The 15,291-nt window shown below is 61.1% G+C and carries 12 protein-coding genes; 6 read left to right on the top strand and 6 right to left on the bottom strand.

Annotation, left to right across the window (positions count from 1 at the left end; all coding sequences use genetic code 11):
* Positions 1 to 3 precede the first annotated feature (3 nt).
* Genes HWX22_RS17010 through HWX22_RS17000 form a run of 3 tightly spaced genes read left to right on the top strand, consistent with a single transcriptional unit; the run spans position 4 to position 3,717 of the window.
* Positions 4 to 1,689, top strand: coding sequence for an ATP-binding protein (locus tag HWX22_RS17010; RefSeq protein WP_175916077.1), 1,686 nt, complete (start codon positions 4 to 6; stop codon positions 1,687 to 1,689).
* A gap of 1 nt (position 1,690) precedes the next feature.
* Complete coding sequence (locus tag HWX22_RS17005) at positions 1,691 to 2,260, top strand: hypothetical protein (RefSeq protein WP_208456627.1); 570 nt, start codon at positions 1,691 to 1,693, stop codon at positions 2,258 to 2,260.
* Positions 2,257 to 3,717 carry a protein kinase gene (locus HWX22_RS17000; RefSeq protein WP_175916076.1) on the top strand — a complete coding sequence of 487 codons (1,461 nt, stop codon included), beginning with the start codon at positions 2,257 to 2,259 and terminating at the stop codon, positions 3,715 to 3,717. The genes HWX22_RS17005 and HWX22_RS17000 overlap by 4 nt, the downstream gene beginning before the upstream one ends.
* 333 nt (positions 3,718 to 4,050) lie before the next feature.
* Here the strand turns inward: HWX22_RS17000 and HWX22_RS16995 are convergent, their stop codons facing one another.
* Positions 4,051 to 4,446 carry a Kiwa anti-phage protein KwaB-like domain-containing protein gene (locus HWX22_RS16995; protein ID WP_208456626.1) on the bottom strand — a complete coding sequence of 132 codons (396 nt, stop codon included), beginning with the start codon at positions 4,444 to 4,446 and terminating at the stop codon, positions 4,051 to 4,053.
* A 49-nt stretch (positions 4,447 to 4,495) separates the two neighbouring features.
* On the bottom strand, positions 4,496 to 4,693 hold the full coding sequence (locus tag HWX22_RS16990) for a hypothetical protein (protein WP_175916074.1): 198 nt from the start codon (positions 4,691 to 4,693) through the stop codon (positions 4,496 to 4,498).
* 229 nt (positions 4,694 to 4,922) lie between these two features.
* On the opposite strand from HWX22_RS16990, the gene HWX22_RS16985 reads away from it, so the two are divergent.
* From HWX22_RS16985 to HWX22_RS16975, 3 genes are all read left to right on the top strand, one after another.
* Positions 4,923 to 6,191, top strand: coding sequence for a DUF6361 family protein (locus HWX22_RS16985; RefSeq protein WP_175916073.1), 1,269 nt, complete (start codon positions 4,923 to 4,925; stop codon positions 6,189 to 6,191).
* 133 nt (positions 6,192 to 6,324) lie between these two features.
* A complete protein-coding gene (locus HWX22_RS16980) occupies positions 6,325 to 8,088 on the top strand; it encodes a hypothetical protein (protein ID WP_175916072.1) in 1,764 nt (587 codons plus the stop codon).
* The gene (locus HWX22_RS16975; protein WP_175916071.1) at positions 8,085 to 11,255 is read left to right on the top strand and encodes a hypothetical protein; all 3,171 of its coding nucleotides are present in this window, start codon (positions 8,085 to 8,087) and stop codon (positions 11,253 to 11,255) included. Before HWX22_RS16980 ends, HWX22_RS16975 begins: the two co-directional genes overlap by 4 nt.
* A gap of 75 nt (positions 11,256 to 11,330) precedes the next feature.
* Here HWX22_RS16975 and HWX22_RS16970 read toward each other — a convergent pair whose 3' ends face one another.
* From HWX22_RS16970 to HWX22_RS16955, 4 genes are all read right to left on the bottom strand, one after another.
* Positions 11,331 to 12,206, bottom strand: a complete 876-nt coding sequence (locus tag HWX22_RS16970; RefSeq protein ID WP_175916070.1) for an ankyrin repeat domain-containing protein — start codon at positions 12,204 to 12,206, stop codon at positions 11,331 to 11,333.
* A 263-nt stretch (positions 12,207 to 12,469) separates the two neighbouring features.
* Positions 12,470 to 13,708: a ThiF family adenylyltransferase gene (locus HWX22_RS16965; protein WP_175916069.1), complete on the bottom strand. Its 1,239-nt coding sequence runs from the start codon at positions 13,706 to 13,708 to the stop codon at positions 12,470 to 12,472.
* 7 nt (positions 13,709 to 13,715) lie between these two features.
* The gene (locus tag HWX22_RS16960; RefSeq protein ID WP_175916068.1) at positions 13,716 to 14,192 is read right to left on the bottom strand and encodes a Mov34/MPN/PAD-1 family protein; all 477 of its coding nucleotides are present in this window, start codon (positions 14,190 to 14,192) and stop codon (positions 13,716 to 13,718) included.
* Complete coding sequence (locus tag HWX22_RS16955; protein WP_175916067.1) at positions 14,173 to 15,126, bottom strand: hypothetical protein; 954 nt, start codon at positions 15,124 to 15,126, stop codon at positions 14,173 to 14,175. Before HWX22_RS16955 ends, HWX22_RS16960 begins: the two co-directional genes overlap by 20 nt.
* Positions 15,127 to 15,291 lie beyond the last annotated feature (165 nt).

The following is a 15,291-nucleotide window of genomic DNA, read 5'->3' as shown; positions in this document are numbered from 1 at the left end:
TTCATGACTACACACATCCTCGGCAGACTCGTCGGTAACACCGGTGACCCGACGAACCTCTCCATGGCGCTCATTTCGTCCTTTGCCGGCAGGCGCGGCGAGTTCGTGCGCATCCGTCACCGCGAACAGGAAGATGGCCCTACGACTGATGTTCTCGCTCGAATCGTGAGCATTAGTCGCAGTAACGTCCTTTACAACTCTGGGCTCGGTCAGGCCGTGACAGAGCTGGAGCTCCTCCCGGGCGCGCATGTCACGGGCGAGCAGGTGATGGGAAAGCTCGAAGCGGTCGGATTTCGCGACCCGGACACGGGGCAGATCAAGATGCCGCGCCGCGCGCTTGACCCGGGCGCCCCGGTGGAGCCGGTCGACTTCCAATTCTTGAGCGCGTTCTACGAGTTCCAGGAGCACTCGAGCCTACACATAGGCAACCTTGTGGGCTATGAGCGAGGTTCCACGGCGGTGCCAGTCTATCTGGAGGTGAATCGCCTCGTGACCGAGCACCTTGCAGTGCTTGCAATGACGGGCTCGGGCAAGTCCTACACTGTAGGTCGGGTCATTGAGCGCCTTGTCGCCATCAACAACGGGACCGTCGTCGTCTTCGACCCTCACGGCGAGTACGGACGTGCATTGCAAGGCGGCCAGATGCGCTTCAACGAGCGGCCCGACGAGCTCGACGACCAGCGAGACACAGCGGCGCTGCCAGCGATCCGCGAGGCGTTCACGCGTCTGCGTGAGGCAGGGGCCGGCATCTCGATCTACAGCCCACAAAACACGTCGTTCCGTCAGAAGTACGCCGGTGCCAACCAGGAGCTCGCTCTGCAGTTCGACCACTTCGAAATGGACGACCTCAGCGAGATTCTGCCGGGGCTTACCGAGCCGCAGCAGAGGGTGCTGGACGTCGCGATTCGGTACTGGATTGCGCACGAGACGACCACACCAAGAGACATCAACCGTCTACGCCACTACCTCGGCGACGGCATCGACGAAGTTCGCCAGTGGGATGAGCTGAGCCAAGCCGAGGCCGCGGCACTGAACGGTCGCAGCGCTGCGGTTGCCTCGATGAAGCTCTCGCGCGTGCTGCAGGAGGCTCAGAGCTTCTACCACTCAGGCCTGCCTGGTGCGACGGACACCTACGACATGATTGGCAGGCCCACTGATCATCGAGGACGCCTGGTAATCGTCGATCTCCAGGGTCTCAGCGACACGGCGAAGCAGGTGATTACGGCGCTGATCTCGAGCGAGATCCTGCGCGCTGCTTCGAGCAAGACCGACCGCATCCGACCGTGCTTCATCGTCTACGAGGAAGCGCACAATTTCGCGCCGGCTGGCGAGCCCGCAGTAAGCCACCGCATCATCAAGAAGATAGCGGGCGAGGGTCGCAAGTTCGGCGTCGGTTTTGCGGTCGTGAGCCAGCGGCCTTCGAAGCTCGACCCGGACGTGACGTCACAGTGCAACACGCTGATTGCCATGCGGCTCCGGAATCCCGACGACCAGCGCTTCATCGCGAAGACCTCCGACATGGTGAGCGCGGCAGACCTCGAGCAGCTTCCCGGGCTGTCGACGGGCGAGGCGCTCATATGCGGGCGATCGATTCCGGCTCCGTTGTTGGTTCGCGTCGGAACGAAAGCGCTGATTCACGGCGGCGAGTCGCCCGAGGTGCTCAACGTTTGGGGGAGGTTTGGTGGCTAACGTGAGCGATGCCCCCAGCCGGCTCACCGTCGCAGCCGCGTCGTCCCATTTGCCGATGTGGACGGAGTGGGGTGTTCGTGACGTCGGGCATTTGGTTCACAGCCTCGGCTGCACGTTCCTTGCGGCGGCTGGCCGCGATCTTGGCTTCGCTGCGGTCTCGGAGGTGCCCGCTCCGCGTGAAGGGCCGCTTGCGCACGTCGAGGAGGACGTGCGCTCGGACTCCGTATGGTTCGATCGGACGACGAGGCGCGTGACACTCGTGGCCGAGTTCGAGCGGTACGCGGGGAAGCAGAAGGATTTGAGCCCGAAGGTCGAGACGCTGCTCCTCGCTCAGCAGAGGTGGGGCTGCGACGACGCGACCCTCCTGCTGGCCTACTGGAGCATTGGGTTGGTGACGCTCCCGGATCACGACTACCTTCGCAGCATCGTGCGTGGAGGCTTCAGCGCGATGGGCGGTGTGCGCGTCCCCGGTAACCCGAAGGCAAGCCTCATTTTCTACCAGTTTGTTGTTCGCGCCGGGCAGGACGGCCTGCTTCGGCTCGAGAACATCATTCGGCGAGGAGAATCATGACGACCAAGTTCTTCGTCCCTAGAGCCGATCGGCGCCTCGGTGAGCGCTACGAGCTCGTCGAGTGCCTGGGCGACGGCTCTTACGGATGGGTCTGGCGAGCGCAGCGACTCTCGGACGGCGCGATCGTCGCGGTGAAGATTCCGAAGGCCCAGAGCAAGCGCAACGAAGAACTGGCCGAAGGCTCGCCGCTCGTCGGTCAGCCCTCGCACTCGTGCGTCGTCGACGTCTATTGGATGGGGCGCGTCCCCCCGGAGCGCGAGTGGTACGCGATCGAGATGGAGTACTTCCCCTCGATCACGCTGGCGCAGCTCCTGGATAAGGGCGAGGAGGGATTCGTCGCCAGCTATGACAAGCTGCTTGGCGTTTTCGAGCAGGTCCTCGAAGGTTGCGCTCACCTGCATCTCTTGGGAATGTCCCACGGGGACATCAAGCCGCAGAACATTCTCGTCTCGGCAGAGCGAGTGAAGCTGACTGATTTCGGTTCGAGCGTGCTGCCCGAGGATATGTACGCGCGCACGCGTGAGAACGGTGGGACGATTCTCTACTCCGCGCCGGAGATTGTCGGCGCTACGCTCTCTACGAGAGACAACTCATCCCGATTCCTCAGCGACATCTACAGCCTCGGTGTGCTGCTCTACCACCTCATCACCGCCCGACTGCCGCACGACACACTGAGCCAGGTGGCCCGCCACGTGCCGTTCCCGCGAGCGCGCGAGGTCAACTCGTCGGTGTCCCAGCCGCTCGATGACTTCATCGATCGCTGCCTGCAGCTCGTACCGGAGGAGCGCTGGCCGAGCGTCGACGCGATGCTCGAAGCGTTCCGTGAGGTGAGGCGCGCGCAGGTTCAGTTCACGCCTACGCGCGCTCTTGCGGTCGCGCGCGCGCCTGATGAGGACTGGTCCACGCAGGCGGTGCGCCTCGTCGAGCGCGGTGACTACCGCGACGCGGAGTTAGTTGCTCGCGCTGAGTTCGAGTCCTCGAGGGACGCGCAAGCCTTCCTCCTCATGGCCCAGGCGTCATACCGGGAGGGACGCTACTTCGACTGCATCCGTGACCTCGAATCCCGGCCCGACGTCGTCGACGCGCAATCGGCCAACGGCACCGAACTCCGGCGTCTGGCGCTGTCGGCATACCTCGAGGTGCGCCAGGTGGATCGCGCCAGGAGCTTCGTGGTGAGGTGTCTGGCTGAGGCGCCGGACGCCCCGGACCTCTTGCTGAAGTACGCGTCAATTCTCGCGCTTGATGCAAAGTACGAGGCAGCAGCGGAGCAGCTCTTGGCGCTGCATCGGCGGCTACCGGGCAAACCGGCGATCCTGCGGAGGCTCGTCGCCGTCTTCGAGCAGATGCGCGACATAGGGAAGGCCGCGGCATTCCTGCGGGCGTACCAGAAGGCAGTGCCTGACGATCCTTGGGCCGCCTCGAAGGCCGAGCACTTCCGCGCGCTCGGGCTCGCGTGAAGCGCTGACCATGTGGCCAGCAGCGGCGACGTTCAGCCCAATGGCTCGCTGAGATTAAACGCTTCCGGGTACTCTCTCCTCGGTGGCCCTGTCGGACAGAAGAGAGTGCGAGAGGTGTTTCCAGAGCGTCGTTGTACCCCCTGTTGGCTCGGTATATTAGGGAAGAGTACGGCATTTACGCGAAGCGTGTCGACGAGAGGGGCTCATCCAGCAAGCGAGGTCCCAAAGGCAGCTGCCAGATCGAGACGCGCTTTTTTCGAATCGTACACACGAGCGGGATGCAATCAGTGGCGGCGGCCAGCTATACGAGTGCGCTGCGAACGCTGAGGTTTGCTACACGGGGACGGTGTCCGGCACATCGTAGATATTCTGAGTGACCTCGCTAAGCAGACGGTGATCAAGCAGAACCTGCAGAATCGTGCGTGCGGTTTGTTCGCAAGGAATCAGCTGATTGCTGTGCGGATCGAAGTTCAGCCCCCAGCCGCGCGCATTGCTGACTGCTTGAAGTGTGGTCAGGAAGTTTGGATTCGCGTAAAGCGCTTTCTGTTCGACCACTGCCATGCGTCGCAGCTGTATGGAGTTGGTGCCCACGTAGTCGATGAGCGGCTGCATGTCGGTGAATAACCCCGAAAAGGTGGCGTCTCGCTGCAACTCGTCAAGGATATCTCGGCCGTGTTGGCAGCGGCGTAGATCCGACACCAGACGGCGGCGCAAGGTTGGGTTAAACACTCGACCATGCCCCGCAGGCGTTGCCGCCCGCGGGGCGAGTAGAGCGGGATCAGAACCCGCCCTCGATGTCGTCGATGTCGGCATCGGTAGGCGGTGAGCGCTGCTGTCGGATCAGCTCGTGCAATTCGACGCCGTAACGTATCCAGATGCGCGCGCGCAGATCGCTGAGCAGCTCGAACACGGCGAACGCCGGTTGGCGCTTGACGCAGCGAAAGAGGTGCTTTACCAGGTGGACGGTGTCGCGCAAGCGCTGCGCTGGATTGACGCGAGAATCTCGGAGCGTTTGAAGCTAGACTGTGGCGCTGATGATCGATGATCGATCAGCCGTGTGCCAGATGATTGATCTGCGCCGGGCGACTGCATGAATAGGGCAACGGCTGAGGATTGCTATAGGGAATTCCGCATGGTGCCCGGTCTGTATAGTGGGTAGAACTCGGGTGGGGTGCCGGGGTCCGAATGAATCACAGGCAAAGAGGATGGCAAAAGTACAAAACATCATCGGCTGGGTTCTTGTTTCGAAGCAGGACGTCGCACAGGCGGAGCGTGCGCTACTTGACGAGCGCAAAGGAGTCCGCGACGAACTGGGGATACTGCACCTGCATCAGGCTATCGCGGACACGCTATTTCCCGGAACCTCCGTTCTTCATACACGCCTGCGCTACGTGCTCTTTGTGCCGTGGCTGATGAGGCGCGCATCCAAAGAATTTCCGCGCTCGCCGGTCAAGGCACTTGAAAGCCTCGAGGTCTGGCTCACCGGAAAATTAATCGACGGACTCAAGGGTTCCGATAACCCCGATGGCGTGATCGGGCGCAGGAAATATGACGAGCCAGCCGCCCAGCCGGCGTCGTTTTCCTATTGGACAGCGTTATCAGCGTGGGGACTTCTTTCCCCCCGTTTCAAGGGGCTTACCAGGGAGCAGATCCTTCGAGCCCTTGCCGACACAAAGTTGTCAACACGTGGCGCCGTGAAGGACGAGCAGGGCAGACCACTGGCTGATCTTTCTCCACCGTTTGCTGGCGTGGTGTGTGAGCCCGATGGCTTTTGGGATGGTGCTCCGCAGACGTTCGATTTGCTGCCGGACGAGGCTGATTTTCTCAGGAAGCACCTTCGAGCCGTGGTCGACGCGCAATCCGAGCCGAGCCTCCTTTCGAAGCTCGCGACAGCTAGCGAGGCGCCGAGCGCGGACTGGCCCTGGCAAGACGTCACGGTGCACGAAGTGGTGACGGCACAACAACGGGACATGCTGGAGTTCGCCCGTCGATGCTCCTCTCTTGGTGGTGTATGTCGAGCGCTGTACTTGGCGATGGTGGAGCGCCGTGCAGCACAGATCGGCGTTTGGTCCGTTGGTCAACACCAGGAGCACCTGGAAACGATGCTTGATGGGCACGCAGACACCGCTCTGAAGCTGGATCTCGCCGAATTCTCGACCAGAAAGGTCTCGTTCGCACTGGACGACCCATTGCCGCAGCTTTTCGACGACACGCAGAAGTGGCTTCGTGGAAACAGAAGGTCGATAGATGGTCTCCTGAGCATCTACGCCCGCACTGAATGGTACCGGAAGGGGGCCCGCTCCCGTCTTGCGGGGACCGACATCGCCCGGGCCCGGCTTGGGCTTTGGGCCGAAAAGGAAGCCGGGGCGGAAGCGGAACCCTTGCATTTCAGATGGAAAAACGTGCGCCAATTACTGACTGACTTGCATGCAGCCCCGAAAAAGAAGAATCGCGCAAAAGCCGCAGTCGCCTGATAAGACAGATCAGGAGATCCGGAGGCACCTCCCTTCGGTTCCATTGCTAAGCCATCTTGCTCCGCCCGACGGGTGGCAACTGGATCGCGCGTTGTGCGCGTCGTATTCGGCGCACCCATCAGTGCTTTGCGCGATGCTGCTGGCGATGGTGAACAGGAGCAAGGATAACGGCAAAGGTTCACGCGTAGCGTTGGTTCGAGCCATGCGCGCATTGAAGGGCCGCGTGCACTTTCTGCTTCAGGAAGGTCGCATCGCCGCGCCGCGGAACCTGGACGCGCTTCCCGGCTTGCTCGACCGATTCGTGATTCCCATGTGCTATGACGAAGCGGGATTGAGCGGGAGGTCCTGGCACCCGAAGGTCTGCCTGCTGAGGTACCGGCCGGTAGACAGCAGCATGCTCAAGAAAGGCGAGCCATCTTTCCTGTGGCGGCTTTGGCTCGGAAGTAGGAACTTCACGAAGGACGACAGTTGGGACCTCGCCCTTTTTTTGACCAGCGCCGGTAGCCGTGGATCCGCCATCCCGGGCGTTCGCCAGGTGGGCGAACGCCTCGCGCAAGCCGCCCACGGCGCCGGGGCCACGGGGATGCAAAGTGAGTGGGGCTCCCTGCTCGATGAGCTGGACAGGGTGACCTGGGAGGTTCCGCGTGGCGTCACCATCAAGGACATCAGCCTTCAGTTGGAGCCCGCCAATACCAGGCGTCTGCCTGATTTGCCGGCTTTTCCGGAACAGGTGATTGCCACCGCGCCTTTCGTCGACGTTGGGACGTTAGAGCGACTGGCCAATTCAACGGGAGCTGCTCACCGCGCATTGATTTCGACGCTCCCGTCGTTAGAGAGTGTTACCAAGACGAACGGGGGAGTGCTGGAAAACTATTCAGCGCTCTATGCACTATCTCCCGTCAGCGAAGATGCGCTTGATGTTGAAGACGGAGATTCCGGCGAGCATCACGACGGCGATCCCGAGAGCAGGGGCCTACATGCCAAGTTCCTCTGGGCGCAGTATAAGGAGCGCAACATCCTCTATCTCGGCAGCCCCAATCTGACCCGGCGAGGATGGTGTTCGAATGCAGAAATCTACGCGCACATCGAGACTACGCGAGATTCGGCCATTGCGGTAGCGCTTGTTGAGGGATTCGAGGCTTTCCGCCAAAGGTGTCAGCGTATCGAACTGAACACACTGAAGCCGGCGTCGAACGCCACCACGGTGCAGGATCGGTTGGAAAAGGTAAGAAAAGAGATTGCAGCACGCATGGGACTTCGGCAGCGCCGCGATGCGAGCGGAACCCGTGTCAGCGCCCAAGAGCCGCCCCAACTGCCAACCGGCGTCGGTCTGTCGGTTGGGCGAATTGGTGAGCCCGGAACACCGTGGCCGGACGGCGCTGAGTACGTGCAACTGCCTGTCGCCGGGCTGGAACGGGAGAGCGAGCTACTGCTGCTCGAACTGGCGTGCGATGGACACTCGGTGCGTTGGCTGCAGAGCGCAGCTTTCGACGGAGGGCTTTCAGAGGATCGCGACGATGCGATGGTCGCCTCGTATCTCAGCCTCTCCGGCCTTTTGGACCTGTTCGCCGACGAACTTGAACCGCATGGTTTGCCGGATGTTGACCGCCACCCATGGGACCATCCTCGGACCAAGAAGGAGCGGCAGCACGAAAAAGCTCGCCTGTTAGGATTTTCTGTCGAGTCCGTGATGACGGCCTGGCGGCGGGCCGGCAAGTCGGGACCGGAGGTTGTGCAGCGTGCCTCGAAGATACTGGACTTGGCCAAGGCTCAAGCTTTGGCCAACACCCAAGCTGAAACTGCTGATCCCGATGACGCGATGCTGAGACGACAGCTGGAGTCGCTTTCGCTAAGTTGGGGCGCTGTTCAATCGGCGCTCGGAGGTAGCAAGAAATGAAGCGCGAACCAAAGGCCTTCCAGCGAGCGACGATCCGGCACGTCGTTGCCCGTCTCAATGATGGTTCGGCACGCCGATTCCTTGTCGCCGATGAGGCGGGCCTGGGCAAGACGACGGTCGCCAGCGGGGTGATCGACGAGCTCGCAAACAAGAAGCCCGGTCGCTTCACTGTCTTCTATGTTTGCAGCAGCCAGCCGATCGCATCGCAAAACGCCGATTCGCTACTTTCCTTCCTTGACGCAGAAGAAATTCACAAAGCGCGTGCGCGAGTCGACCGTCCGAGCCTGGTGCCTCTAAGCAAGTTGCCGCAGCATAAGAAGGTGAGGCTTTTCGCTATGACTCCCTCGACGGTGTCTTCTGGCGGTCGCCAGGGGTTGCAGCGGGGACATGCTCTTGAGCGTGCGCTGGGCTGCGCTTTCTTGCACCATATTCGAGGAAGACGCAACGAGCGTGTAGAAAACCACCTTGCGATGAGCGTCACCAAGTTTGACGATATGGTCAAGGGATATCACGCGGAGCTAAACAAGAGGGTTCGAGAAGGAGACGTGGACACACGGCGCATCCTGGCGGCGTTTCGACGTAAATTGATGCTTGCCGTAGGTGCCGACCATACGCATCTTTGGGATAGATTCGACGAGCTGTTGGGCCAGAAGGCCGTCCTGATGGCGTCCATCGTCCGGAACGCCATGGCGGCGGCGGTCCTGGGCGCACTGAAGCCCGACCTCATCATCTTCGATGAATTCCAGCGATTTCGTGATCTCATCGCTCTCGGTGAGGCGGACAGTTCGACGAATTTCCGCGCGAAGGATTCCACGCATCTCGGCATACGAGTCACGCAGAATCACATCCTCGACGTCCTTCTGGCGCGCGAGGAACCCGTACGTTTATTGATGTTGTCCGCGACGCCGTACGAGGCATTGGCGGCGGGTATCAACGCACGCCACCGTCACGAGGACGGCGACAGCGATTTCTTCAAAATCATCAAATTTCTTTTCGAGTACGACGCGCGCGGGGCTGCGCGATTCCAGCAGGTTCGCAATTGTTTTAGCGTGGTGGAGGATGAACTCAGGCGAAACTCGCCGAATTCGCCGGCAGCTGATCAGGCGCGCGAAAAGCTCACTAAACTGCTGCTCAGCGTGATGTGCCGGACGGAGCGGCCGGGACAAAAGCAGCAGGCGATTGTGCTCGAGGATCAACCTCTGTCGCTCGCCGATCTAAAGGTGTTTGACGATCTTGCTACGCCCATGGGTAAACGCGTGCAGGCTTGGGCGGTCCCACTCTGGGCATCGGTGCCGGCGCCGATCCAGACGCTCGGAGCAAAGTACGAGTGCTGGAAGCAGACCAAATTTTTGCGGTCAAAGCCGGTTCTTCTCGAAACGCAGATAGACAAAGGATTCATCCCGCGAAACTGGCCCCACCCTAAGCTACGGGGATTGCTCGATACGCTTCCCACAGAGTCTCTGGCTCTACCGTGGCTTCGACCGTCGCTGGAATGGTGGAGGCTTGGCGGCGCCTGGTCCTCGTCAAAAGGTAGGCTGGTCGACAAGAAGGCGCGGATCAACGGGAAGATACGGCCGGATGAGAAGTTGCGGATAGACGGGAAGATGCTGATTTTCACCCGCTTTGCCGCTACACCTGCGGCTGTTTCCGGGCTCGTGAGCTACGAGGTGGAAACTCGTATGCTCGGTGTGGGGGGCAGGGCAGGAAAGAAGTACGAGGCGATCGGGAAAGCATCGCACTTCAAAGTGACAGCCGATGCCCCGGCCATTTTCACTCTTTTCTTCGCGAGCTCAGTTTTGGCGTCCATGAACCCCCTGTCGCGTGGGGTGCCAGGGACGGTATCGGCTGCGAAAGCGGCAATCAGCAGGCAGTTGCGCGAACGACTACGGGTCAGTGTTGTAAGGAAAGTCAAGCGCAGGTTGATGAAACCCCATGTGCTTCTCATTTCCCTTGAGATGCGCGAAGGAAGCTGGACCGCTAGCCGCGACGCATGGATTAAGGCACTTACCTCGGGCGGTACCGTGATGCCGCAGGCTGCAGAATCTGCGCTCAAAGAGTGGGAAGCGAAGGCCAATCCAGCGTTCGATGTCCTCGCTGAATCGGAGTTCAAGCTGCTCGTGGATCTTGCGCTCGACTCGCCGGGTGTGGTGGTCAAGCGCGCACTGGGTCGGCATTGGACGGAAAGCGCGTCGGACATGCCGCAAACACGACGTGTCGTGTCACGGCGTAACGCGATTCAAGCGTTGCTGTTGGGGGGCTTCCGCAGATATTTCGACAAGCCTTGGTTCGCAGCTGAGCTAAGTGGCGCCAGTCGACGGGCGAAGGCCCAAACGAATGGCGTTGCCCGGGACTATCCGTCGGCACTTCGCGCGGCGGTTGTCGCCGGCAACCTCGAATCCGTGTTGGACGAGCACTTCTGGATGATGGCGAGATCGGGGCGGTCCTGGGATGAGGCGCTCAAGGATCTCACGGAGGCGCTCAACGTGTCCGGCGGGCGGGCGCTATTTCGTGAGCGCGGCAAGGGAACCAAACGTTTTGATCTGCGTTGCCACGTCGCGATGCCCTTGCATCCGGGAAAGGCGGATTCCGCGCAATTGCCTGGGGAGCGCGCCGCGCGTCCCGACCAAGTACGGCACGCGTTCAACAGTCCGTTCTGGCCGCACGTCGTTTCGACGACCAGCGTTGGCCAGGAGGGCCTGGACTTTCACCACTGGTGCCGTACTGTCTGCCACTGGGATCCCGCGCGTGGCCCGGTTGAACTGGAGCAACGGGAAGGCCGCGTCGCACGGTTCGCAGGCCTGGCAATACGGCGTGCGCTGGCCGGCCGCGATGAGCGTCCGGTACCGCCACACGGTGTGAGCCCGTGGGTTTTCTTATCGGAATGGGCAAAGACGATCGAAGACGCCAATAAAGAGATACAACTGGAACCGTGGTGGTGTCTTGACGAAGCTGAAACGGTCCAATGTCACTTCGCGCCCGCGGGGAGCCGGGAGCATCGCCAACGTGAGCTGCTGGAGCGCGCACGTGCGCTTTACCGTCTTGTGCTGGGAGCGGCCAATCCTGGGCCGCTGCTCGAAGAGCTGGAAGCTGACCCGACCGTTACGCCAGAAATCGCACGAGCTGCTTCACTTAACCTGGCGCCGCCAAGAAGGGGCGCTGGCTGCTGAGAGTGCGAGTAGTCACCGTGTCCGGCGCCGCCGCCGGGCAATGTCACTTCTTGACAGACCGGCGCGGTATTTCAGTCAGCGGTCAGGACACCGTTTGGCCAGAACTGACGACGTTTTCGGGAAGTCCAGCGCGAGAAACCGGTCGATGGCCTGTTTCGCCGCTTCTCGGTTGGCGCGCGATGCCAGTTCGTCGATAATCGAGCGCCATGCGTTGCGGCCCGCGGCATCTTCGGCGCGCTTTGCCGTTGCAGCCACCAAGGCGAGCGCAAGCGACTTGTCGACACCGACCGTCGTGAGCGGCGCTAGCAGTGCGGCAATCTTCACCTTCGTGCGATCGTCGGCAAACCCGAGGGAATAGTCCAGCGCGGTGGCCGCCTCGTCGCTCTCGGCATTGACGTCGCACGCGGCAAGCAGTTCGGCCGCGGCGCCTGGCCGGTTGGCCAAGGCCGCGTGCATCAGGGCGGTTCGCCTGCGGTCGTCGACGGACTTCGGATCGCTGACGGCCAACAAGATCTTCGCGGCGTGCGCAGATCCAGCGAACATCAGTGCGGTCCTCCCATCGGACGATCGTGCGTGCACGTCTGACAAGGGCAGCAAGATCTTCAAGCATTGAACGGTTGACGAATCCTCGCCAAGGGCGTCCTCGCGCGCAAACATGGTCGCCATGGCCGCAGCCATCAGAGGCGTGCGTCCGTCGCTGGCCGCAAGGCCGGGATCGAAATGGCGAACGAGCCCGGTCAACAACAGTGGGTCGCCCAGCGATGCCGCCGCGAAAATGGTAGGCTGAGGCGCGTCGTCAAGCTGCGCTTGCTGCTGCTCGCGAATCCTAATTAATTTTTCGCGCACCGCGTCTCTGATCTCGTCCGTTAGTGACTCGATGACGATACGATCCGAAGCTTCGGCCGCCCGCAATTCCGCAGCGACTTTTGTTTTCAGTTGGGTGTTGCGCATGGTGACGGGTTGGGAAAGTGTTTGACTGACGGCTCGGCGCCGAGCCCGACGTAGCGGCTTGCGAAGGCAAGTGTATCAGCAGGATCAGGGGATTCGCGCCGCTCGGGTGTGCCCTTTTTTCGTGTTCGGCCCACTTCGGACTTGGTCGCGTTCGTATAATCGGGTGGAGGTCGCCACCCCATGCCGTATCCTTACCTTTGCTGCATAGATGACGAGCGTATAGACGGTGAAATCTCTTTTGGCGCTGGCGCGCGGCGATGTCGTTAAAGGTTTTTGATGTCGAAGCTCCATGCATGCCCACCGGCGGTCGGATACTGCGCGAGGTGGAACAAAATTGCCCCAGCAAAGGCGCCGACGAACGGGGTTGCTACCGATCTGCCTGCCAAAAGTGTTGTGCCACACCTATCGCCGTTCTGCGCAAGCAATGACTGGTATGCTGGTTTCGAGATATCGATAGCACGGCTCGATTCCGCATCATCATCGGCCCAGATGTCGCGCGCTTTTCGTGGGCCTGGAAACGCATGTACTTGTATCCGTGTGAATGCATCAACCCCATTCCCGATCCCTGCCTCAAGGACTCGCGTTCCGTTAAAGCGGTCCAGTGAGCGTCGTAAGGCAACGTTGTCCACAGCGACAACGAAGAGTTCGTGATTCACGTGAACGACGCGCGCGCCTGGATCTAGACGCTCGTAGTTGCGCTCGACCTGAACTCCGAGTGCTTCAAGCCGTTCGGCGATCACGTCGACCTTCTTGTGGCCGACGTTCTGACGGTTTACAAGCAGGCATGTACTCAAGCTCGAATTTGAAACGTTGTCGAAATCCGATAACTTCACTGCCTTTGGTAGATATTGATCACCGGCTAACGCCGCCGTCCAGAGGAATGCTTGCCCAAGATGACCCAAGCCAACCAACCAGAGGTTGCCGAGCGTTTTAGAATATGTCCCGCTTGGAAAGCGCCAGCGAACATCTCGCTGGCCGGCGAGCGGAGCCTTCCGATACGCGTGCAAGAACGCCTCTGACAACGCCGCTCCGGCCGCGGCGACACCGACGTGCGCCGCAGCCCTTGCAGTGCCGAGTGCGGCCCGGTCGGGTGAAAGGGTGAATCCGTCTGCTTCCAAGATCACCCCGAGGGAAAATTTGAGTGGCGGCACCTCGTGATTGCCGATATAGATAGTGGGAACTTCCCGTTCATCGAGATCCGCGGCCACGAAAGCGCCAAAACTCTGTGCGACCTTGCCGAGAGTCTGGCCGGCAAACCAGGCCATGGTGCATCGCTCGTGCACCGCGCCCGTCAGTTCTACGCCGCCAAGGAACGTCTTAGGAGCAGCGTTCAACAGCGTGAGTACTGCCGCCTGCGCTGCCGGTACATTTGTAAATCCTGGCTGCACGTGAATGCGCAGTTTGAACGATTCGAAAAGTGCCTTCGCTTCCTCGTAAGAGGCGACCCGACCATCGTCCATTGCAAGCTTCATCGTGCGGTTAAGGGTCTCGATCAAATCCATATCTACCTCACCTTAGAAGGATGGCGTCGTGCGCCTCTTTGCCAAACAACGAACGCCAGCGTCCGTTGCCCTCGAAGATGTGTACGCCGAGGTCAATTGGGCGCGGGTCTCGCATCGAGAAGTACGGCACGATGAGGGCGACATGCCCAGCTACCGATACGATCGGATGGGCTCGGTCCGAGATGCTCTGCGTCGGTCCCTTCGGGTGCGTATGCACGTCAGCAACAACTTGGAGCCCTGTCGCGTAGCAGTGGTCCCACGCTCGTGCCATTTCCTGCGCGGTGAAGGCCACGTACGCATGCCTGCGACTGCTTTCGGGCGCGACGATGTCGTACATGAGGTACGAGGACACGTGGCGGCCGGCACCATTCGTGTGACCAAGCAAGAACGCGCCCGACTCCTTGACACCGTGACCAGACCGAGCCAGGTCAGCTATAAGCGCAGAGTAGAGCGTGCTCGGCAGCTCAAGCAGCGGGTGCGACATAGTCATCCCCGTTGAGCATGGTCCAGACGACTTCGAGGTAGCGCGCGATACCCACGGCGGGGTCCCACGCCCAGGCTGGGTGCAACTGCAACCATTGCTCGTGCCCGGTTATGCTGTTGCGATCGCAAGGGATGTACAGTGCCGTGCCGGCTTGCCAGTCGCTGCGAAGGGCTGCCCCGAAACGCGCCCCGGCGCGCGGCCACCGGTGTGCGGGCAGCCACCCCCCGTTGACCACGTCCCAGAAGGCTCCGGTCGGCAGGCCGGGATAGCCGGCGCACTCCAACCGCAGCGTGAACTGCCGCTTGTCCCGCGCGACGATATCGACGGATACGAACGGCCACGTGATGTCGAGAAGTCGCCACCGGCCGCCCATTTCACCCATCACGAAGGGGCCTTCCTCGAGATGTGCAAGCAGCCTGGCGTGGTCGGGCGCGACGCTTCCGTCGCCGTTTACCGTGTAGGAGCGCACGAGATCGAGCACGACGTTGCAGGTCCCGTGCTCGATGAAATTGCCCACGTGCTGATCACGGGTCGGCTGGATGCTCGTCCCCGCCACCTGCAAGACCAGTTCATTGGCGTCCGCCGGATTGATGCCTAGCTTGTTGATGGCCCAGCGCTTGATGCGTCCGATTCGGGTGGCCGGCGGGAAGTGGCGTTCGGCGACACGACCGGCATACCGGACTGCGACATTAACGTGGCTACAGCAGCCGACGTGCATAACGCGCCCGTGCCGCAAATCTTCGCTGTCCGCGAACTGGCGGCTTTCGACGTCGTCATCGGCCTCGTCAAAAATCTGCAATTCCGGCGATACATGTTCCGCCGGAATTGCGGCGAAGATGACCGCCTTAACCTCATCGGGCTGCAGACTCTCTTGAACGGTAATAACCAGGCCATCCTTGAAGAAGACCGCTTGGACGATGATGCGCTTTTGCATGATTGACCTCTCGTCGGCCAGCGAATGCCGGCCTCACTAGGGAAACACTGATTAATAGGCGATCGCGCGAGGTGGTCGGCGATGTGGGCGGGGAATGGCCGGATACCGAAGCGAAGCGCCGCCCATTCGGAGAAGTTTGCCCCGAGGATGCACCTTATTTCTCGC

It is taken from the genome of Burkholderia sp. BCC1638 (assembly GCF_902833195.1).
Taxonomy (GTDB): Bacteria; Pseudomonadota; Gammaproteobacteria; order Burkholderiales; family Burkholderiaceae; genus Burkholderia; species Burkholderia diffusa.
This window is presented reverse-complemented; position numbering and strand designations above follow the sequence as displayed.

What these genes read in the sequence shown, in the direction of transcription:
- HWX22_RS17010 (WP_175916077.1), top strand. Translation starts at nt 4, where the DNA reads ATGACTACACACATCCTCGGCAGACTCGTCGGTAACACCGGTGACCCG.
- HWX22_RS17000 (WP_175916076.1), top strand. Translation starts at nt 2,257, where the DNA reads ATGACGACCAAGTTCTTCGTCCCTAGAGCCGATCGGCGCCTCGGTGAG.
- HWX22_RS16985 (WP_175916073.1), top strand. Translation starts at nt 4,923, where the DNA reads ATGGCAAAAGTACAAAACATCATCGGCTGGGTTCTTGTTTCGAAGCAG.
- HWX22_RS16980 (WP_175916072.1), top strand. Translation starts at nt 6,325, where the DNA reads ATGCTGCTGGCGATGGTGAACAGGAGCAAGGATAACGGCAAAGGTTCA.
- HWX22_RS16975 (WP_175916071.1), top strand. Translation starts at nt 8,085, where the DNA reads ATGAAGCGCGAACCAAAGGCCTTCCAGCGAGCGACGATCCGGCACGTC.
- HWX22_RS16970 (WP_175916070.1), bottom strand. Translation starts at nt 12,206, where the DNA reads ATGCGCAACACCCAACTGAAAACAAAAGTCGCTGCGGAATTGCGGGCG.
- HWX22_RS16965 (WP_175916069.1), bottom strand. Translation starts at nt 13,708, where the DNA reads ATGGATTTGATCGAGACCCTTAACCGCACGATGAAGCTTGCAATGGAC.
- HWX22_RS16960 (WP_175916068.1), bottom strand. Translation starts at nt 14,192, where the DNA reads ATGTCGCACCCGCTGCTTGAGCTGCCGAGCACGCTCTACTCTGCGCTT.
- HWX22_RS16955 (WP_175916067.1), bottom strand. Translation starts at nt 15,126, where the DNA reads ATGCAAAAGCGCATCATCGTCCAAGCGGTCTTCTTCAAGGATGGCCTG.